This window comes from Nesterenkonia sandarakina (assembly GCF_014138825.1).
Lineage (GTDB): Bacteria > Actinomycetota > Actinomycetes > Actinomycetales > Micrococcaceae > Nesterenkonia > Nesterenkonia sandarakina.
On the sequence record NZ_JACJIH010000001.1, the window covers coordinates 1,762,198 to 1,780,528 of the forward strand.

The following is an 18,331-nucleotide window of genomic DNA, read 5'->3' on the forward strand; positions in this document are numbered from 1 at the left end:
CCCAGGAAACCCGTGTGACCTGGGACGACCTCGCTTAGGATGGTCTTCAGATCCAAGGAGAGGAAGACCATGCAGGACACCCCGCGCGCACTGATCATCGAGGACGACGACGACATCCGCCGGCTCCTGGAGATGGTGCTGACCCAGGCCGGATTCACCGTGGACGCCGTGCCCAACGGCGAGGAGGGCGTCGCCCGGGCCAAGGACGCCAGCTACGCGCTGCTCAGCGTGGACGTCGGCCTGCCCGACATCGACGGGCTCGAGGTCGTGCGCCGCGTGCGTCCGAGCTTCGGCGGACGCATCGTGATGGTCAGCGCCCGCTCCGGCGAGTCAGATCAGTCCTCCGGGCATGCGGCGGGGGCGGATCTGTACATCACCAAGCCCTTCAGGCCGCGGGAGCTCAAGCAGAAGTTTCTCGACCTGGTCTCCGCAGACGCCCCCTGAGACCCCGAAACCGGCTGCCCCCGCGTCGCTAGGCCGTGATGAACCGTCCGCGGATCTCCTCCACCGTCTGCTCGCCCACCACTGAGATCGTGGGCAGCTCTCGGCGCAGCGCCGAGTAGTCCACCGCGTCCAGGTGCACCCCGAGGTCCCTCGCCGTCTGGGCCAGCCGCTCGGCACCGAGCATCTCGGAGGCCACCCGGATGCTGGCCAGGGCATCGATGGTGGCGGTGTGATCCTCAGCGGCCGCGGCGAGGCGCAGGTTCGCCCAGCGACGCGGCCAGATGAGGCCGAAGGTGTTGACCAGCTCTCGGGCGAAGTCCTCCGCGCCGTCGAGCTCCTCGGCGAGGGTCGAGATGATCGCCGGATCCAGCAGCGGCAGCGCCAGCAGCTCTTCGCGCAGACTCATCACCGGCAGCGCCATGTTGTCGGCGTTTCTCGCGGTCTTGGCCCAGGAGGTCCGCCCGGAGGCCATGCGGCTCATGGCGCGCGGGTAGTAGAGGTAGGTCATGTAGACGTAGAAGAGATAGCCGAACCCGTAGAAGATCCCGGCGACCAGGGTGATGTCTTCTCGGCACAGATACTTGTAGAGGATTCCCCAGAGGAAGTACGGCAGCACGATGAACACTGCGGCCAGCAGCACGATCCACTCCACGGGCTCCCCCGAGGCGAATCCGATGCGGCCCTCGATCACGGCCAGGACCAGCAGCAGCGGCCCCAGGATCAGATTCGTCATCAGCAGCCAGGGCTGGCCCATGAAGTAGTGGATTTCGGCCCATCCGGCGCCGCGGAGGTTTCCGCTGCGGCGCAGCCCGGGAAGCAGCTCGGCGCATTCCATATTCCCCTGCGCCCACCGCGTGCGCTGGGTGAGTAGCCGCCGGGTGTAGGGCAGCGCCTCCTGTGAGACGTGGGCCTCGGGGACATAGTGCGTACGGTGTCCCCCCGTGATGATGTTCAGTCCCAGCTCGTAGTCCTCGCTGAGCTTCTTGCCCCAGGGCTGGCCGTAGTCGGCCTCCAGGTCATCGAGCACCGAGAGTCGGGTGAACTGGCCGTTGCCTCCCATGCCGACGGTACCGGTCTTGACGCGCAGCATCTGCATGGCCGAGTTCGAGGTGCGGAACTCGATGTCCTGCATCCGGATCAGCGTGCGGCCCAAGAGATTCTTGAACGGCCCGGAGAGCGGCCGCGGCTGCCGATCCCCCCGGTTCTTCATCCAGACCTCCAGCTGCACGGCCCCCACAGTGTCCTCCCCGAAGGCATCAGGACCGGAGAGCAGATCCAGGGCATTGCCGGAGAGGAAGCCATCGGCGTCGAGCACGCCGATGATCGTACGACTGCGCTGGTCCGGATCCTGGCTGGCCGCCGCTGCGATCACCCGGTAGGCCGCGTTGAGGGCGTGCCCTTTTCCGGTCCTGGCGTCGGGACGACGGCGGGAAATCAGGTGGACCTTCTCATCGAAATCCTGCAGCTTGCGCACGATGCTCGCCGTGGCGTCCTCGCTGTCATCGTCGATGACCCAGACGTGGAGACCCGGGAAGGTCGTCCTCGCCGCCGAGACGGTCTCGGCGATGACGCTCTCCTCGTCGCGACAGGGGATCATCACGTGCCAGGTGAACCCGGAGGCATCCCCCGGCCGGGTCCTGCGACGGGCCGAGTAGGTGTGGACCAGCAGGCTGATGTAGGTCAGGGCGAAGGCGGAGATCACCGAGACGGTGACCAGGCCGGCATCGCGCCAGGGGTTGGTGCCGAACTGCCCGAAGGCTCCGGAGAAGCAGAACACGGAGGCCGCGAGTCCCCCGTAGACGGCGCAGAGGACGAAGACGATGGGGGAGACACGGTGCATGCGTCTCCTGGTGGAGGCGTTCCTGGGGCCGGAGTACATCGTCTCCCTCTCAGCTGGTGGCCGCGCGGGCGCGTCGAGTGCTGTCGTTGTACAGCGTGAACCGGAATCGGGAGCCCTCCCCGGGCACGGAGCGAACGGTGATGGTCCCTCCATGGGCTTCGATGATCGACTGGGACAGCGCCAGGCCCAGACCGGCGCCGGCAGTCGCCGACTGCCGGGCGGCGGGCGCACGGTAGAAGGGCGTGAAGACCTGACTGGCCTCCAGCTGGTTCATCCCCGGGCCGTCGTCCCTGACCTCGACGAACACCGCCTCCACGGCACCTTCGGCCGTGTCCGCGGCTCCCGCGGTGACCCAAACATGGCCGCCTTCAGGGGTGTACTTCAGGGCGTTGCCGACGAGATTGTCGACCACCTGGGACAGGCGCAGCACATCGGCCATGGCCGTGGTGCCCTCCTGGAGGTTCGATTCCAGCGTCATGCCGCGCGCCGCGGCCATCGGCTGGAACCCCTGGACGCAGTCCGCGACCAGCTTCTGCAGGCTGACCTGTTCCAGGTCGAGGTTCAGCTTCCCGACCGTCGCCTGCTGCTCCAGCAGCAGGTCTTCGACCAGCTTGCTCAGCTTCTCGGCGTTGCGCCGGATCACCGCCAGCTGATCCAGGGCGTCATCACGGGCTGCCGAGGGCGCGAGCTCCGTCATGGAGTCCTCGGCGAAGTCGCTGAATCCGACGATGGAGGTCAGCGGGGTCCGCATCTCGTGGGAGACGGTGGCGATGACCTCCTGCTGTGCCCGGAGCAGGTTGTACTCCTTCGTGGCGTCCCGGAAGATCAGAAATGCGGCGTCCCGGGTGCCGTCCTCGGCGGTCACCGCGCGGGAGGTCACGGAGATCACGCGCTGCTCCGGTCCGGGAGCCCCCACCAGGAACTCGAGATTGTCGAACTCCTCCCCCCCGGTTGGCGCGCGCGGCGGGCCGGTTCTGGGTGGGGATCGGGGTGCCGTCGGTGTAGTACGCCAGATGCCCGGCCTCGGTGCGGTCCAGGTTGGTCTCCGGGGAGGCCAGTGCGTGGATCTCACGCTGGGCACGGTTGGTCATCACGTCGTTGCCGCGGACGTCCATCACCAGCACGCCCACGTTGAGGTTCTCCAGCACCCCTCGCAGCAGCCGGTCAGTGCGCTCCAGCGCAGCCAGCGAGCTGCGTTCGCTGACCAGCGCCCGCTTGGCCTCGATGTTGCTGGCCTCCAGGTTCTGCAGAATCCCGATCACGGCCAGGGACATCAGCGCCAGCGCCACCGGCAGCACCGTGTAGCGCGAGATCGAGGCGAAGTTCAGACTCTCCTGGATGGCGACCAGGGAGGGAACGCTGATCGCGAGGACCACCATGAGCACCGCCACCGCGGCCCCCCGATGCCGAAAGCGAACGATCAGCCACAGCGAAGGCACCAGGCTGAGCGTGGAGATCACGGCGCCATCGGGATAGGTGGCGTAGCGACAGATGCCGCAGGCCAGGATGCTGGACACCGGGACGAGCCATTCCAGCACCGGGTGGAGTCCGCGACGCGGGGACAGGGCGACGGCAAGGGTCGCGACGATCAGCAGCCCCAGGCCCAAGGCGATGCCCGGGATCGAGGACGTCTCGGGTTCGAAGATCATGAGCAGCAACACCGGTGACGCGAGCACCGCGAGGAAGATCAGCTGTTGAATGAGGGCGAAGGTCTTGCCGCTGGAGTGGTAGAGCAGCGCTCCCACAAAGGTCCCGATACGCGTCATAATGGGATCACTTTACTGTGATTCACCACCCTGCGGGGCACCGACCTGGGGTGATTCCTGCTTCAGTGGCCCCGGCGCAGCGGAGTCAGTGACGCCTGGGCCACAGCGTCGGCCGGGGCTCAGATCCCCAGCGAGGCCTGCACCTTCCCCAGCGCCCGCGCGGACTCCCGCAGCGCCTGGGCCTCGTTCTGCGCGAACGGGGTGGTGGTCACCGGCTGCACTCCGCCGGCGGAGACCACGCTCGGGATGGACAGTGCCACTCCGCTGATGTCGAGGAACCCCTCGAGCACGCTGCTCACCGGCAGGATCGCGTGCTCATCGCCGAGCACCGCCTCCACGATCCGCGCCGCAGAGAGACCGATCGCGTAGTTCGTGGCTCCCTTGCCGGCGATGACCTGGTACGCCGCGTTGCGCACCTCCTCGGAGAGCGTCTCGAGCTCCTCGGCGTCGAAGACCCTCAGGCCGTCTCGCTCCCAGTCCAGCAGCGGGGTCACCCCGATGCTGGCTGCGGACCAGAGCGGAAACTCGGTGTCGCCGTGCTCTCCCACGATGTGGGCGTGCACGCTGGACTGCGCCACACCGGCGCGCTGCGCCAGCTTCCAGCGCAGCCGAGCGGTGTCCAGCACGGTCCCCGAGGAGAAGACCCGGGAGCTGGGCAGTCCGGTGATCTGCTGCGCGGCCACGGTGAGCACGTCGCAGGGATTGGTGACCAGCAGGAACACGGCGTCGGGGGCGCGCTCCAGCAGCTGCGGAAGCATGCCGCGCAGGATGTCCACATTCGTGCCGGCCAGATCCAGCCGGGTCTGGCCGGGGTGCTGCTTCGCCCCGGCGGTGATCACGACGACGTCGGCGCCTTCCACGTGCCGCAGGTCCGCGCCGCCGTCGATGTCCGAGGCACCGGTGAACTGACTGCCGTGGGCGAGGTCGAGGACCTCTGCCTCCACCCGGGCGGCGTCGATGTCATAGAGGCGCACATGCCGGGCGGAGCCGCGGATCATGGCCGCATAGGCGGTGGCGGTGCCCACGCTTCCGGCTCCGACGATGGCCAGGGTGGAGTTCTCGATGGCGCTCATGCGCTCAGCCTGCCACAGCTCACCGCACCCGAACAGGGGCCCTGCGAAGAAGCTGCGCGACCGCAGGGCTCAGTCCCGTTCAGTCCCGGTCAGTCCCAGCAGAGACAGAACGGATGCCCGGCGGGGTCGGCGTAGACGTTGAAGCGCTGGGTTCCGGTGGCCATCTGCAGCACCTGCGCTCCGAGCTCCAGGACCTCGGTGTGCGCGGCCGAGATGTCCTCCACGTCGAGGTCCAGATGGATCTGCTGCGGGCGACCCTCGGGCCACTGCGGTGGCTGATGCTCCGGAGCCAGCTGCACCGCGACCGGAGCGGCACCCTCGACGAGGACGGTGTGCCAGTCAGACCCGGCGCGCACCTCTCCGCCGAGCAGCTTCGCCCAGAAGCTGCTCTCGGCCTCCAGGTCCGCGGCGTCGAAGACGACGGTGTGTGCTGTGATCTTCATGCGGCCAAGTCTGCGCCGGGCCGGGTGCCCGGTCAAGGGTCGTCCTGGTCAGCGCCGTCTGACCGCTCAGCCGGGTTCAGCTCGTTCAGCCGGGTTCAGCTCGTTCAGCCGGGTTCAGCCCGTTCAGCCGCGGCGTCTGGTCTGCCCCGCTCAGAACGGGTTGAGCAGCCGGTGCACGAAGGATCGGGTGCGCTCCTGCTTCGGCGTGCGCAGCACCTCCTGGGCGGGCCCCTGCTCCACAACGACCCCGCCGTCCATGAAGGCCACCGTGTCAGCGACCTCGCGGGCGAAGGCGAGCTCGTGGGTCACCAGGACCATCGTCCAGCCCTCCTCGGCGAGCTCCTTGATCACGGTGAGCACATCGCCGACCAGCTCGGGGTCCAGCGCGGAGGTCGGCTCGTCGAAGAGCAGCAGCGAGGGCTGCTGGGCCAGGGCCCGGACGATACCCACCCGTTGCTGCTGTCCCCCGGAGAGCTGATGCGGGTAGTCGTCGCGCTTCTCGGCAAGGCCCACCCGCTCGAGCAGGCGTTCGGCCTCGGCGATGGCCTCGGCCTTGGGTCGCTTCTGGACCTGGATCGGCCCTTCGGTGACATTCTGCAGCACGGTCTTGTGCGGGAAGAGGTTGTAGCCCTGGAAGACCATCGCCGAGCGGGTGCGCAGCGACTCCTTCTCCCGTCGCGTGGTCTTCTCGGTGAAGCTCACGGCGGGGCCCCCGGCGAACTCCACGGTCCCGGCGTCGGGCTGTTCCAGGCCGTTGAGGCAGCGCAGCACGGTGGTCTTGCCGGAGCCGGAGGGCCCGATCAGCGCGAGCACCTTCCCGGTCTGCACGCTGAGATCGATGGAGCGCAGCACCTCGTTGTCCCCGAAGGACTTGTTCAGTCCGGCCACCCGCAGCAGCGGGTCGGTGCGTGAAGGTTCAGTGGGCGACATAGCGATCCAATCTGCGCTCCAGGCGGTCCTGCACGGTGGAGAGCACGAGGCAGAAGACCCAGTAGATCATGGCGGCCTCCACATAGATCAGCATGAACTCCTGGCTGAAGGCGGCGATCTCCTGAGCCACCCGGAACATCTCGGTGACCAGGATCAGCGAGGCCAGCGAGGTGTCCTTGACCAGGGAGATGAAGGTGTTCGACAGCGGCGGCACCGAGACCCGGGCCGCCTGCGGCAGGATCAGACGGCGCAGCGTCTGGTTCCGGGACATTCCGATCGTGTAGCCGGCCTCCCACTGGCCCTTGGGGACTGAGAGGATGGCCGCACGGATGACCTCTGCGGCGTAGCCGCCGACGTTCATCGAGAACGCGATCACCGCACTGGGCCAGGGGTCGATGGTGAGACCGATCGAGGGCAGCCCGTAGAAGATCACGAACAGCTGCACCAGCAGCGGAGTGCCCCGGATGATCGAGATGTAGACCCGGGCAATCCCGGAGAGCAGCCGGCTCCCGCCGATCCGCATCAGCGCCAGCACCAGGGCGAGCGCCAGTCCGAGGCTGAAGCTGGCCAGGGTCAGCGGGATGGTCCCGGTCAGCCCGCCGCGTAGCAGCGGCCAGAACGAGTCGACCGCCAGCTGCCAATTGATCTCGGCCAGCTCCATCATTGCGTGACGTCGGCGCCGAAGTACTTCTCGGAGATCTCGGTGAGCGTGCCGTCCTCGGCCAGGGTGGCCAGCGCCTCATCGACTGCCTCGACCAGGGACTCGCTGCCCTGCCGGAAGGTCAGCGCTGACTGCGACTGGTCCTCGGTCTCGGCGGCGATCTTGATGTTCTCGTTGCCCTCGGTCTCCTGGTAGTCCAGGTAGGTGAGCTTGTCATTGATGGTGGCGTCCACCCGACCCTGCTCCAGCAGGGTCACCGACTGCGCCCAGCCTTCGACGGCTTCGACGTCGGCGCCGGACTCCTGAGCCAGCTCGTTCCAGTTCGAGGTCAGCGACTGCGCGGTGGTGGCACCGTCGAGGTCCTCGAAGCTGGTGATCTCATCATTCTCGGTCAGGGTGACGATCACACCGTTGGAGACCGTGTAGGGCTCCGAGAACAGGTAGCTCTCCTGGCGTTCCTCGGTGATCGAGACCTGGTTGGCGATCACGTCGAAGCGCGCGGACTCCAGGCCGGCGAACATCGCGTCCCACTGGGTCTCCTCGAACTCGGCGTCGACGCCGAGCTCTTCGGCCACCGCAGTGACGATCTCCACGTCGTAGCCGGTGAGCTCACCCGCGCCGCCCTCGTGGAAGCTGAATGGACGGTAGGTCCCTTCGGTGCCGATGGTGAGCACCCCGGCGTCCTGCACCTGCTCCAGGGTCAGTCCTGAGGCCGACTCCTCCGACGAGGCATCGTCCTGCCCCGCGTCACCGCCGCCGCAGGAGGCCAGCGTGAGGGCCGCCGCGGCGGAGAGGGCGAGAGTCGAGAGCAGGCGTGTGGTCATAGGTGGTGCCCCTAAGGTGAAGCGTCGGTGGGACCGGCGCGTAATGGTCAGGTCATGGACAGGCAAAGAACGGTATCATTCGCGCTGCTCGGAACAGGGTGCTCTGTTACGCCAGACGTCACGCCGCCGGATCTGCCTGGCGGGATGGGCATCTGGACTCTGGACCGAGGCGGGCCGCCTCCGAGCCTGCGCCCGGAGCCGGCCTCCGCAGCTCACCCCCGGCAGCTCAGCCTCGGAGACTCAGCCCAGCGACTCAGCCTCAGAAGGCCGGCATCAGGGTCTCGTCATGTTCTTCGACGAGGAAGTCCCGGACCTCATCGCTGGTCATGGCGCGCTCAAGGGCGTCGATCTGCTCCGAGTCGAGGTCACCCTCGCGGGCCACCAGCGAGATCGCGAAGCGCTCGTCGATGTTCTCCTCCACTGCGATCGCATCCTCCGGGGTCAGCCCGAGGCTGGAGATGTAGGTCGGGTAGTTGAAGACCGCGGCGATGCCGTCCTCGTCATAGGCCGAGGTCAGGTTCAGCAGGTCCACCTGGACCCATTCCAGGTCCTTGGGGTTCTCCTCGACGTCATCGAGGGTCCCCTCAAAGCCGACCCCCTCGGCCAGGGTGATCAGCCCCTGATCGGCCAGGATCGCCAGCGCGCGACCCTCGTTGGACTCGTCGTTGGGCAGCGCGATCTGGGCGCCGTCGGGGATCTCCTCCAGCGAATCGTAGTCCCGCGAGTAGAAGCCGACTCGGGCGTTGTAGATCGGGGCGACGACGCTGAGCTCGGCGTCGTGCTCTGCGTTATAGGCCTGCATATACGGCTCATGCTGGGCGAAGTTCGCGTCGACCTCGCCGTCGGCGAGCAGCCGGTTGTACTGGACGTTGTCGCTGACCTCGACCAGCTCGATGGTGTAGCCGTCCTCCTGCGCCACCTCGGCGGCAGCCTCGACCACATCGGTCATCGGCGTGGTGTGCGAGGCGACCTGGATCACCGTGTCATCACCCTCGGCTCCGGACTCGCCTGAGGAGCAGGCGGCGGTGACGAACAGGGCGAGGACGACGGCGGCCCCGCTGAGCGCACGGACAGGACGGTTCTGCAGTTCGGCAGTCAAGATGCTCCTCGTTCGGAAGGGACGGACCCGGACCGGGCCCAGTGGTGTCAACGACGCCGACGGCTCAGTTATGCCAGCCCGGCATCACCGCGCCGGACTGGCACGGCCGCACCTGTCACGGCTCAGCGTGACCGGTGGTCCAGCGCCATGGAGAGTCGTGTGCCGGATGCCTGGATCAGCATCACGATCACCACGATCAGCGCGATGGTCACGTACATGATGTCGTACTCATAGCGCTGGTAGCCGTAGCGGATCGCGAAGTCGCCGACGCCGCCGCCGCCCACGACCCCCATGATGGTGGAGTAGGAGATCATCGAGATGGTCACCGTGGTCATCGAGAGCACCAGCCCGGAGCGCGCCTCGGGGTAGAGGAACCGGGTGACCAGCTGGAAGGTGTTCGCGCCCAGGGAGTCAGCCAGCTCCACAGTGTCCCGGGGGATGTCCACCAGGGTCTGCTCCACCCAGCGGGCGTAGAGCGCGACCGCCACGAAGGAGAGCGGGACCGCGGCCGCGGTGGTCCCGAAGGAGGTTCCCACGGCCCAGCGGGTGAACGGGATCAGCGCCACCACGAAGAGCAGGAACGGCACCGAGCGGACCACGTTGACGAAGCCGTTGAGCCCGGCGTAGACCCAGCCGCGCTCCTTCGGGCCGCCGCGGCGGGCCAGGTACATCCCGGTCCCCATGGGCAGTCCGATCAGCACCGCAGCGAGCAGGGACCAGCCGAGCATCGCCGCGGTCTCCAGGATCGAGGTGATGATCTCGTCCTGATACTCGCCCAGCCGCCGGGCCAGCTCGTTCACTCCTGGTCCCCCTCGAGGTAGGCGCGGGCCCGCTCCGAGTAGCTGTCGTACTTCTCGCGCGCACCCAGCCCGGCGATCTCCGCGATCCCGGTGAGCCGACCGGACTCCAGGATCGCGGCCCGGTCGCAGGTACCCCGAATCACCTCAAGCTCATGGCTGACCAGCAAAATCGAGGTCCCCATCTCGGCGCGCACACGCAGCAGGGTCGCGATGACCTCGTCGGTGTGCTGACCGTCCAGCGCGGAGGTCGGCTCGTCGCAGAGCAGGATGTCGGGTTCGTTGACCAGGGCTCGCGCGATCGCCACCCGTTGCTTCTCACCGCCGCTGAGCTGGGCGGGGTGCTTCTCGGCATGCCCGCCCAGGTTCACGAAGTCCAGCATCTCGCGGGCGCGGTCCTGCGTGCGTGAGGGCGGGACCTGCGCTTCGGCGGCGCGGCTGCGGAAGCCGCCGCGGGATCGGTGCAGGCTCAGCGGCAGCGCGACGTTGGCCGCCACGGTCTTGTTCGCCAGCAGGTTGAACTGTTGAAAGACCATCCCGATCCGGCGTCGTTGGGCCCGGCGGGCGCGCGGCCACAGGGCAGCGAGATTGACCCCGTTGACGGTGACAGCACCGGAGGTGGGCATCTCCAGGGCGTTGACCAGGCGCAACAGGGTGGACTTGCCCGACCCGGACTCACCGACCACCCCGAAGATCTCTGACTCACCGATGCTGAGACTGACCTCGTCCAGGGCGTTCACGGACCTGCCCCGCGGGGCGCCGCGCTGGGTGTAGCTCTTGGTGACCTGATCGAACTCGATCATCGGTGACGCAGGAACAACGGATCAGCTCAGCTCAGGCCGTAGGCGATCAACGACTGTGACCAGTCCTCGATCCCCGGCCAGTCTCGGTAGTCGGCATTCTCCGGTGCCTTGACCACCTTGAGCTGCAGCTTCTCGAAGAAGCTGAGCTTCTCGGCATCGATCGCACCCCGGAAGTAGGCGACCTCGCGGTGCGGGTAGCTGCGCAGGGTCTCGGCCAGCTCGGGCGCGAGGCTGGGTCCGCCCCCGGAGGCGAAGAGGAACAGCGGCTTGCCGCCGAGCTCGGTGCGGTTGGCGTCGAGGAACATCATCCCCGGACCCCACAGCTTCTGCCGGTAGACCGGCACGCCCAGGACCACGTTATCGGTCTCGAAGAGCCACTTCCCGGCCTCGGAGACCTCTTTGACATGCGCGGAGACGCCGCGGGCCTTCAACGTGGCGGCGATATGCTCGCCGATCTCCGCGGTGGACCCGTGCTTGCTCGCAACAACGACCATCGTGGTCATGGTTCATCCGCCCTCTCGCAGAAACTTGGGTTCTCCTCTGAGCCTATCAACGCCGGTGTCGCTGCGGGAGCGCCGGGATCGCCGAGATGCGCGCTCACCGGACTCCGCGCAGGTCCAGGGTCAGCTCATCCTGGGCACCGGCTTCCAGCCGGACCGGGATGCCCCAGTCCTGCTGGTAGAGATGGCAGGCGGCGTGCATCGGGATCTCTTCGCCCTCGGCGCCGTCGCAGGCGGCGGCGCGCGCGGTGATGTGCAGCACCCCCTCGGTGACCTCAGGGTTCAGCTGCAGCGTGCGGCGCAGCCCCTCGGAGTTCCCCGCACCGTCCAGGAGCAGGTTCTCTGGGGAGGAGGAGACCTTGAGCTGGGTGGGGTCGCCCCACCGGTCGTCGAGCTTCTGCCCGGTGGGGGCGGAGAAGCCGATGGCCAGGGAGAACTCGCCCGGAGACACCGCCGTGGCCGGTCGCTGGCTCTGCGTGGCGCCCTCATCCACGGTGAGGTACTCCTGAGGCACCGCGATGCGCACCAGCTCGTGGGCGTTGGTCTCCACGACGAGCAGGTTGGTGCCGTCGGCGTCGAGCAGGACATCTGAGGGTTCCTTCAGTCCGCGCGCCACGGTGGAGACGCTGGCCGCGACGGTGGTGCCGTCCGCAGCAAGGTGCTCACCGCGGTAGCGCCGGATCGCGCCGTTATAGGTGTCGGCCAGCAGCACAGAGCCATCTGGCAGCGCGGTCACGCCCAGCGGATGCTGCAGCCGGGCCTGCTCCGGGGCTCCGTCGCGGAAGCCGAAGTCGAAGAGGCCCTCGCCGATCAGGGTCTCCACCTCCGGGGTCGCCGCCTCGCCCGGCTCAGCGTCAGAATCAGCGCCGGTGCGGATCACGCGCAGCGAGGAGGTCTCGGAATCGGCGATCCAGATATCCCCGTCGGCGTCCTCGGTGAGCCCTGAGGTCTGCGCGAACCAGGCGGTCTCGGCGGAGCCGTCGAGCAGCCCCTCCAGGCCGGTGCCGGCGAAGATCGAGAGCTCCCCGGTGGCGGGGTCGAAGGTGAAGATCTGGTGGGTGCCGGCCATCGCGATGACCACCCGGCCCAGGGTCTCAGACCACAGCACGTCCCAGGGAGAGGACAGCGAGATCTGCAGCGGCTCGGTGCCCAGGCTGCCGGACTCGATCGCCCCGGACCGGGCGCGCTCGGCGTCGAGGAGTCGCTGCACGCCGTTGCCGGCCAGCGTGGTGACTGCTCCGGTCTCGGCGTTGATCCCACGGAGCCGGTGGTTCACCGTGTCGGCGACCACGATGTCGTAGCCGACCTGCTGCGCCAGTTCGGCCGGCAGCACGGTCAGGCCCTGAGGCTCGTTGAACCGGGCGGAGGCGGGGTCGCCGTCGCGGTGACCCTTCTCGTGGTCTGCTCCCCCACCCCAGGAGCGCACCACCGTGGTCAGGTCGGTGTCGAGCTCCACGATCCGGTGGTGGCCGGTGTCAGAGACCAGGAAGTGCCCGTGGGAGGAATCGGATTCACCGAGCTCACGAGTCACCGGGACCGCCTTGCCGGGGAAGCGCAGCGTGCGCGAGACCGGCTCGGGAGGGACGTAGGGCCCGTCGCCGCGGTGCAGGGTTCCCTTGGCCTCGTGCTCTGCCACGAGCTCCTCCACCAGCGAGGTCAGTCCGGCCACGTGGCCCTCTCCGGCGAGGTGCGCGGCGATGTAGCCCTCCGGGTCGAGAACCACCAGGGTCGGCCAGGCGCGTGCCGCGTAGGCCTGCCAGGTGGTCAGGTTCGGGTCGTCCAAGACCGGGTGGGCGATCTCGTAGCGTTCCACGGCGGCGGCGAGCGCGTCCGGGTCGGCCTCATGCTCGAACTTCGGGGAGTGCACGCCCACGGTGACCAGGACGTCGCTGAAGCGCTGCTCCAGCGGGCGCAGCTCGTCGAGCACGTGCAGGCAGTTGATGCAGCAGAAGGTCCAGAAGTCCAGGATCACGATCTTCCCGCGCAGGTCCTCCAAGGAGACGTCCTTGCCGCCGGTGTTCAGCCACCCTCGCCCCAGAAGCTCGGATGCGCGCACCCGCTCGGCACGGCGAATCGTCTCAGTCATACGGGAACTCCCTCTGTTCTGCTTGGCTATTCTTCGGTCTCCAGCGCGGCGGACGCCTCAGCGGCGATGGCCTCCGCGATCGCGGTGAACTCGGCCGATTCTGCCGCCTCCCCGCCGGTGAAGGAGACCATGATGATGTCACTGCCCACCTGCGTGAACAGGATCTGGGCGAAAGTTGTTCCATCCCCGCCGCTGCGCCGCCAGGAGTAGGCCACGGTGTCCTGAACCTGCTCCGCGGAGACCTCGTCCTGGTCCTGCAGCGTCGGCTCCTGGATGCGCAGCTCGTAGTCCACCCCGTCCAGGGTGAACTCGGTGTCCTGGCAGGATTCAAGCAGCTCCGCCACGTTCTCCCGGTGCTCGGCCACGCGCTGCTCATCCGCCGGGCTCTGCAGGGTGGCCAGCTCGATCGAACCGGCCCCGTCGAAGCTCTCGGCGAAGTAGTCTGCGCGCACGGCCTCGGCAAGCAGCAGCGGTGAGAAGTCGACGGCGGCCAGCGGCTGCGCGCAGGAGGCCGGGCTCACCTGCGCCTCGGGGTCCTCCCCTGCCAGGGAGTTCTCCTGGAGCAGCTCGCGATAGGAGTCGGCCACCTCGTCGGAGACGAATCCCATCTCGTTGAACCCGAAGCTGGAGGCACGCCCGGCGCCCTCCTGGGCCGCGGCGATCAGCCGCTCCGGGGCGCTGAGCACAGCCCCGTCCTCGCCCGTACCGTCCTCGCCAGCGCCGTCCTCGCCCGCGCCCTCGGGGGCGGTCTCCCCTGGGCTGACCCCGGCGTGATCAGCATCCTCCGGGGCTGTGGCTCCGGTGTCCGAGCCGCAGGCGGTGAGCAGCAGCACCCCGGCGAACGCCGATGCCGCTGCCGCGATCCCTGGTGGCCTCATCGTGGTCCATCCCGTTCGGCCATCTGGGCGAACATGTCGTTGTAGTCGTTGAGCTCGGCGTCTCCGGTGCGGTCGGCCTCGCGGTCCAACCGCTTGGTCTCGCGCTTATCGTCCCGGGACCAGATGACCCCGGCCACGAAGGACATCAGGATCGCGGGGATCTCTCCCAGCGCCCACATCAGTTCGCCTCCGCTGCGCTGATCCTCCAGCGCGGTGAAGCCCCAGTCGTGGCCCATGTTGCCGAACCAGGCGGCCTGGATCAGCTGGTCCGAGCTGGTCATCGCCACCGCCAGGAAGGCATGGAAGACCATGGTGGCGAGCAGGATGATCAGCCGCATCGGGTGCGCGGGCCGCGCCGGCAGGGGGTCCTGACCGATGAGCACCAGCGCGAAGATGTAGCCGGTGGCCAGGAAGTGGAAGATCATCAGCTCGTGGCCCACGTGGTACTCCAGCACCAGGCCGAAGACCGGGGTGTAGTAGAAGATCAGCAGCGACCCGGCGAAGTTCACCGCCGCGACGATCGGGTGCGTGATCACCTTCGAGAAGCGCGAGTGCACCAGCCAGAGGATCCACTCTCGGGGGCCGCGGGTGCCGTCGGTGCGCACGTCCAGTGCGCGCAGCGCCAGGGTCACCGGGGAGCCCATGACCATGAACAGCGGCGCCACCATGGTCAGCGTCATGTGCTGGATCATGTGTCCCGAGAAGAGCACCGTCCCGTAGACCGCAGGCCCGCCGGAGGTCACCCAGAGCAGCACCAGCAGGCCGAAGAGCCAGCTCGCGGTGCGCAGCACCGACCAGGAGTCCCCGCGCCGACGCAGCCGCACCATGGCGAGCAGGTACCAGGCGGCGAGGAAGACGACGACGGCGACCCACAGCCAGTCTGGGCGCCACAGGGTCAGCCAGAGGCTGCCGGTGGGCTCAGGGGGAAGGTCGTAGCCGGTGAGCGTCCGCGCCGGTGTGGCGTCGGGGGGAAGATCCTCGGGCACCGGGGGCGCGGTGCGTCCGAGGACGGCGCTGATCCCGATCACGGCCGCCATGATGGCGATCTCTACGAGGATCAGCTGGAAGAGCAGGCCGGACGGACGCGCCCCGCTGCCCAGCCGCGGAATGATCCAGGACCGGTGCATCCAGCCGATGCCCGCCAGGGCGAGGGTGGCCAGCAGCTTCGCCGAGATCATCAGGCCATAGCTGGTGGCGGTGAGCTGTTCGAGGGTCTCGATGCGCAGGCTCGCGTTGATGACCCCGGAGGCTGCCACGGTGATCAGGGCCAGTCCCGCCAGGGTGGAATAGCGCCGCAGCAGCGTCTCGGTCATACCAGGCGCCGGGGTGGCGGGGGCCTCCGCGCCGAGCGGGCCCGCCTCGGTCACAGGCGCTGCGGCTGCCGATACCCGGGTCTGGGCTGCATCTCGGCTCAGCGCCGGGCTCAGCAGCGCCAGCACCACGAGTCCGCCCACCCAGATCACGACGCCGAGCAGGTGCAGTCCCAGCGAGTTCACCGCCGCGTAGTGGTCATCGCCGGAGGCCGAATGCCCGACCAGCGCCATCGGGACGATGGCGGTGAGTCCCAGCACGGCGATGAAGAACAGTCCCGCGGGCGCGCGGACCGCGGTCACCAGGGTGGCGAAGACCGCGGCGATCAGCACCACCGCGGCCCAGGCCTGCCCGGTCGGGATGGACTGCACGTAGTCGAAGAACCCGGCGGCGAAGGAGTCCGAGGAGGAGAGCGCGAGTCCAGAGAGTGAGGAGAAGGTCAGTACCAGCACCGCCACCGCCGCCACGGTCCAGACCACTCCGGCGAGACCAGCGATCTGCATGGTCCGGGTGAACAGCGGGTGCTCGGCGGCGACACCCTCACCGGCAAGCTTCCGGCGCCGCCGAGGACCTGCCTGCGGGGGCACCGCCACAGCGGCCAGGCTCACCGCGGCGATCGCCGTGGCCATGGCGAGGTGATGGATGAAACGGGCCACCGGAAGACCCCACCGGGTGAGCGCTCCGGGGTCGGAGAGCTCGCTGGGCGCGGTGCTGCCGGAGAGGACACCGGTGACGATCAGGGCCAGCAGTCCGGCGCACAGCGCAGCGGCGGTCAGCGGCAGCGGCGCAGTCCAGACCCGGGTGCCCGAGGTCAGGGTGGGGGTGGAGGTGCTCACGCGCCGTCGTTCCTGGGCGGGTCGGTGCGGGGATCCTGCGAGGAGCCGGGCGGGGGACCCTGCTGGGGGTCATCGCGCTCGGTGTCGGGGCGGGTGGACTGCTGCCAGCGCGCTGACTCGTGCATCTTCCGCCTCGCCAGCACGATCACCAGGACCAGCACGAGCAGGCTGGCGATCCCGAAGACCAGCGGGGCCCACCCCGGCATCGCAGGCGCGGCGGCCGTGGCTGAGGCTGTAGCTGTGGCAGTGGTCAGGGTGAGTGGGGCTGTCATGGCGATGCTGCACCTTCCTGCGGGGTCGTCAGGGCTTGCGCCTGCCACGATTCTACGCCGTGTAGAAGACCCGGCTCTGACGACATCGGCCCCTCACCCGTTCTCCGGGCGAGGGGCCGATGTTCTCAGGCGGGCCGTGGCTCTCCAGTCTGCGGAGCGCCGCGGCGGCTCGGGCTCACTTGCCGGTGGCAGCGGCCTTCAGCTTCGAACCTGCGGAGAGCTTGACCGAGTAGCCCTCGGGGATCTGGATGGTCTCACCGGTCTGCGGGTTGCGTCCGGTGCGGGCGGCGCGCTTGGTGCGCTCCACGGCCAGCCAGCCGGGAATGGTGACCTTCTCGCCCTTGGACACCTGCTCGGTGAAGACCTCGAAGACCGAGTCCAGGACGCCGTTGACGGCGGCCTGGGAGTTTCCGGACTTCTCTGCGACTGCTGCGACGAGCTCGCTGCGGTTCAGTGCCATGTGTTTGTCCTCCTGGACTTATTCGGTGGCAGTCCCCGGCACGACCTGCTCAATGCGTGCCGCTGCCGCGATCTTCTGCGGCGGCGGGCCGGTCATGCCGCGTGGGGCTTTCAGAACGGCAACTTACCACGCAGGCCCGGCGGAACCAGCATGGAACCGCGTGATCCTGGGCCCGAGGGCCGCATTCTCCGCTCCGCGAACACCGCAGACGAGGATCTCAGAGGGTGCCTGGTCGCTTGGATGGGTGGCATGAAAAAACCACCCGCGGGAGGACTGATGCTGTTCCTCCAGGGGGTGAGGAACAGCAGCCTCCGCACGGGTGGCGGACTTTGCGGAGCGCACACGCTCGGTGCGCGGCTCCGGGGGTTCAATCTAGAACACAGTGTGTATCGTACAACCACTTCAAGGGGTGGGCCACCCGAAGGCGACCCACCCCTTGAAAAGGTGTTCTCGATTCAGCCTCGGCTGATCACCAGGACGACTTGGTGATGCCGGGAAGCTCACCCTTGTGAGCCATGTCGCGGAAGCGGATGCGCGAGATGCCGAACTTCTGGAAGGTGCCGCGGGGGCGACCATCGATGGAGTCGCGGTTGCGCACGCGGATCGGGGAAGCATCGCGGGGAAGCTTCTGCAGACCCACGCGAGCTGCCTCGCGGTCCTCGTCCGAGGCGTTGGGATCCACCAGGGTCTTCTTCAGCTGCAGACGCTTCTCGGCGTAGCGCTCAACGATGACCTTGCGCTGTTCGTTCTTTGCGATCTTGGATTTCTTAGCCATGATCAGCGCTCCTCTCGGAAGTCGACATGCTTGCGAACGACCGGGTCATACTTCTTGAGCACGATGCGGTCGGGGTTGTTGCGGCGGTTCTTGCGGGTCACGTATGTGAACCCGGTGCCGGCCGTCGACTTCAGCTTGATGATGGGACGTACGTCCTTGTCCTTGGCCATTAGAGCTTCTCACCCTTCTCGATCAGCTCGGCAACGACAACGTCGATGCCGCGGACGTCGATGGTCTTGATGCCCTTCACGGACAAGGTCAGCGTCACATTGCGTCCCAGCGAGGGAACCCAGTAGCGCTTCTTCTGGATGTTCGGGTCGAACCGGCGCTTGGTGCGCCGATGCGAGTGGGAGATTGAGTTGCCGAACTGCGGCCCCACTCCGGTCACCTGGCAACGTGCTGCCATGATCACTCCTCTTGCGTAAGTACGTGAATGTATACGGGCGGTCCCCGATTCTGGGTCCCGCCACCAGCTATGACACCGTTACTTCCGAGGACGGACCAGGCTGGGTGAGATCCAACCGAAGTGTCTT

General features: G+C 67.9%; 21 protein-coding genes. 1 reads left to right on the forward strand and 20 read right to left on the reverse strand.

Annotated features, from left to right (window positions below; all coding sequences use genetic code 11):
- Nucleotides 1–69: 69 nt before the first annotated feature.
- On the forward strand, nt 70–444 hold the full coding sequence (locus tag HNR24_RS07945) for a response regulator transcription factor (protein ID WP_058888814.1): 375 nt from the start codon (nt 70–72) through the stop codon (nt 442–444).
- 28 nt (nt 445–472) lie between these two features.
- On the opposite strand, the gene HNR24_RS07950 is transcribed toward HNR24_RS07945, so the two are convergent.
- The 20 genes from HNR24_RS07950 to rpmB form a co-directional block, all read right to left on the reverse strand.
- Nucleotides 473–2,284, reverse strand: a complete 1,812-nt coding sequence (locus tag HNR24_RS07950) for an XrtP-associated glycosyltransferase (protein WP_058888280.1) — start codon at nt 2,282–2,284, stop codon at nt 473–475.
- Nucleotides 2,285–2,333: 49 nt separating this feature from the next.
- Nucleotides 2,334–3,035 carry a sensor histidine kinase gene (locus HNR24_RS07955; protein WP_182495511.1) on the reverse strand — a complete coding sequence of 234 codons (702 nt, stop codon included), beginning with the start codon at nt 3,033–3,035 and terminating at the stop codon, nt 2,334–2,336.
- On the reverse strand, nt 2,950–4,050 hold the full coding sequence (locus HNR24_RS07960; RefSeq protein ID WP_182495512.1) for a hypothetical protein: 1,101 nt from the start codon (nt 4,048–4,050) through the stop codon (nt 2,950–2,952). The genes HNR24_RS07955 and HNR24_RS07960 overlap by 86 nt, the downstream gene beginning before the upstream one ends.
- Nucleotides 4,051–4,169: 119 nt before the next feature.
- Nucleotides 4,170–5,123 carry an L-lactate dehydrogenase gene (locus HNR24_RS07965; protein WP_058888278.1) on the reverse strand — a complete coding sequence of 318 codons (954 nt, stop codon included), beginning with the start codon at nt 5,121–5,123 and terminating at the stop codon, nt 4,170–4,172.
- Nucleotides 5,124–5,212: 89 nt separating this feature from the next.
- Complete coding sequence (locus tag HNR24_RS07970; protein WP_058888277.1) at nt 5,213–5,566, reverse strand: VOC family protein; 354 nt, start codon at nt 5,564–5,566, stop codon at nt 5,213–5,215.
- A gap of 150 nt (nt 5,567–5,716) precedes the next feature.
- On the reverse strand, nt 5,717–6,496 hold the full coding sequence (locus tag HNR24_RS07975) for an amino acid ABC transporter ATP-binding protein (RefSeq protein WP_058888276.1): 780 nt from the start codon (nt 6,494–6,496) through the stop codon (nt 5,717–5,719).
- Entirely contained in the window at nt 6,483–7,142 is a 660-nt protein-coding gene (locus HNR24_RS07980; protein WP_058888813.1) for an amino acid ABC transporter permease, read from the reverse strand. Before HNR24_RS07980 ends, HNR24_RS07975 begins: the two co-directional genes overlap by 14 nt.
- 14 nt (nt 7,143–7,156) lie before the next feature.
- Complete coding sequence (locus HNR24_RS07985) at nt 7,157–7,981, reverse strand: amino acid ABC transporter substrate-binding protein (protein ID WP_058888275.1); 825 nt, start codon at nt 7,979–7,981, stop codon at nt 7,157–7,159.
- Nucleotides 7,982–8,240: 259 nt separating this feature from the next.
- On the reverse strand, nt 8,241–9,080 hold the full coding sequence (locus tag HNR24_RS07990) for a MetQ/NlpA family ABC transporter substrate-binding protein (RefSeq protein ID WP_232301732.1): 840 nt from the start codon (nt 9,078–9,080) through the stop codon (nt 8,241–8,243).
- 122 nt (nt 9,081–9,202) lie between these two features.
- Nucleotides 9,203–9,880 carry a methionine ABC transporter permease gene (locus HNR24_RS07995; protein WP_058888274.1) on the reverse strand — a complete coding sequence of 226 codons (678 nt, stop codon included), beginning with the start codon at nt 9,878–9,880 and terminating at the stop codon, nt 9,203–9,205.
- Nucleotides 9,877–10,680, reverse strand: a complete 804-nt coding sequence (locus tag HNR24_RS08000) for a methionine ABC transporter ATP-binding protein (protein WP_182495514.1) — start codon at nt 10,678–10,680, stop codon at nt 9,877–9,879. The genes HNR24_RS07995 and HNR24_RS08000 overlap by 4 nt, the downstream gene beginning before the upstream one ends.
- A gap of 26 nt (nt 10,681–10,706) precedes the next feature.
- A complete protein-coding gene (locus HNR24_RS08005) occupies nt 10,707–11,183 on the reverse strand; it encodes a flavodoxin domain-containing protein (RefSeq protein WP_058888272.1) in 477 nt (158 codons plus the stop codon).
- A 94-nt stretch (nt 11,184–11,277) separates the two neighbouring features.
- The gene (locus HNR24_RS08010) at nt 11,278–13,266 is read right to left on the reverse strand and encodes an NHL domain-containing thioredoxin family protein (protein ID WP_182495515.1); all 1,989 of its coding nucleotides are present in this window, start codon (nt 13,264–13,266) and stop codon (nt 11,278–11,280) included.
- Nucleotides 13,267–13,292: 26 nt separating this feature from the next.
- A complete protein-coding gene (locus HNR24_RS08015) occupies nt 13,293–14,144 on the reverse strand; it encodes a hypothetical protein (protein WP_058888270.1) in 852 nt (283 codons plus the stop codon).
- A complete protein-coding gene (locus HNR24_RS08020; RefSeq protein WP_182495516.1) occupies nt 14,141–16,291 on the reverse strand; it encodes a bifunctional copper resistance protein CopD/cytochrome c oxidase assembly protein in 2,151 nt (716 codons plus the stop codon). Before HNR24_RS08020 ends, HNR24_RS08015 begins: the two co-directional genes overlap by 4 nt.
- Complete coding sequence (locus tag HNR24_RS08025; RefSeq protein WP_182495517.1) at nt 16,288–16,563, reverse strand: hypothetical protein; 276 nt, start codon at nt 16,561–16,563, stop codon at nt 16,288–16,290. The genes HNR24_RS08020 and HNR24_RS08025 overlap by 4 nt, the downstream gene beginning before the upstream one ends.
- A gap of 175 nt (nt 16,564–16,738) precedes the next feature.
- Complete coding sequence (locus tag HNR24_RS08030) at nt 16,739–17,023, reverse strand: HU family DNA-binding protein (RefSeq protein ID WP_036474622.1); 285 nt, start codon at nt 17,021–17,023, stop codon at nt 16,739–16,741.
- A 469-nt stretch (nt 17,024–17,492) separates the two neighbouring features.
- Nucleotides 17,493–17,798, reverse strand: a complete 306-nt coding sequence (rpsN, locus tag HNR24_RS08035; protein WP_036474463.1) for a 30S ribosomal protein S14 — start codon at nt 17,796–17,798, stop codon at nt 17,493–17,495.
- Between the two features lie 2 nt (nt 17,799–17,800).
- Nucleotides 17,801–17,968, reverse strand: coding sequence for a 50S ribosomal protein L33 (gene rpmG, locus HNR24_RS08040; protein ID WP_022872124.1), 168 nt, complete (start codon nt 17,966–17,968; stop codon nt 17,801–17,803).
- Nucleotides 17,968–18,204 carry a 50S ribosomal protein L28 gene (gene rpmB / locus HNR24_RS08045; protein WP_036474464.1) on the reverse strand — a complete coding sequence of 79 codons (237 nt, stop codon included), beginning with the start codon at nt 18,202–18,204 and terminating at the stop codon, nt 17,968–17,970. Before rpmB ends, rpmG begins: the two co-directional genes overlap by 1 nt.
- Between the last annotated feature and the right edge of the window lie 127 nt (nt 18,205–18,331).

Excerpts from the sequence above, each read along its gene's own strand:
- HNR24_RS07965 (WP_058888278.1), bottom strand. The coding sequence starts at position 5,123 with ATGAGCGCCATCGAGAACTCCACCCTGGCCATCGTCGGAGCCGGAAGC.
- HNR24_RS08010 (WP_182495515.1), bottom strand. The coding sequence starts at position 13,266 with ATGACTGAGACGATTCGCCGTGCCGAGCGGGTGCGCGCATCCGAGCTT.
- HNR24_RS08015 (WP_058888270.1), bottom strand. The coding sequence starts at position 14,144 with ATGAGGCCACCAGGGATCGCGGCAGCGGCATCGGCGTTCGCCGGGGTG.
- HNR24_RS07970 (WP_058888277.1), bottom strand. The coding sequence starts at position 5,566 with ATGAAGATCACAGCACACACCGTCGTCTTCGACGCCGCGGACCTGGAG.
- HNR24_RS08000 (WP_182495514.1), bottom strand. The coding sequence starts at position 10,680 with ATGATCGAGTTCGATCAGGTCACCAAGAGCTACACCCAGCGCGGCGCC.
- rpsN (WP_036474463.1), bottom strand. The coding sequence starts at position 17,798 with ATGGCTAAGAAATCCAAGATCGCAAAGAACGAACAGCGCAAGGTCATC.
- rpmG (WP_022872124.1), bottom strand. The coding sequence starts at position 17,968 with ATGGCCAAGGACAAGGACGTACGTCCCATCATCAAGCTGAAGTCGACG.
- HNR24_RS07945 (WP_058888814.1), top strand. The coding sequence starts at position 70 with ATGCAGGACACCCCGCGCGCACTGATCATCGAGGACGACGACGACATC.
- HNR24_RS08005 (WP_058888272.1), bottom strand. The coding sequence starts at position 11,183 with ATGACCACGATGGTCGTTGTTGCGAGCAAGCACGGGTCCACCGCGGAG.
- HNR24_RS07985 (WP_058888275.1), bottom strand. The coding sequence starts at position 7,981 with ATGACCACACGCCTGCTCTCGACTCTCGCCCTCTCCGCCGCGGCGGCC.
- HNR24_RS07975 (WP_058888276.1), bottom strand. The coding sequence starts at position 6,496 with ATGTCGCCCACTGAACCTTCACGCACCGACCCGCTGCTGCGGGTGGCC.
- HNR24_RS07955 (WP_182495511.1), bottom strand. The coding sequence starts at position 3,035 with ATGCGGACCCCGCTGACCTCCATCGTCGGATTCAGCGACTTCGCCGAG.
- rpmB (WP_036474464.1), bottom strand. The coding sequence starts at position 18,204 with ATGGCAGCACGTTGCCAGGTGACCGGAGTGGGGCCGCAGTTCGGCAAC.
- HNR24_RS08025 (WP_182495517.1), bottom strand. The coding sequence starts at position 16,563 with ATGACAGCCCCACTCACCCTGACCACTGCCACAGCTACAGCCTCAGCC.
- HNR24_RS08030 (WP_036474622.1), bottom strand. The coding sequence starts at position 17,023 with ATGGCACTGAACCGCAGCGAGCTCGTCGCAGCAGTCGCAGAGAAGTCC.
- HNR24_RS07960 (WP_182495512.1), bottom strand. The coding sequence starts at position 4,050 with ATGACGCGTATCGGGACCTTTGTGGGAGCGCTGCTCTACCACTCCAGC.
- HNR24_RS07950 (WP_058888280.1), bottom strand. The coding sequence starts at position 2,284 with ATGCACCGTGTCTCCCCCATCGTCTTCGTCCTCTGCGCCGTCTACGGG.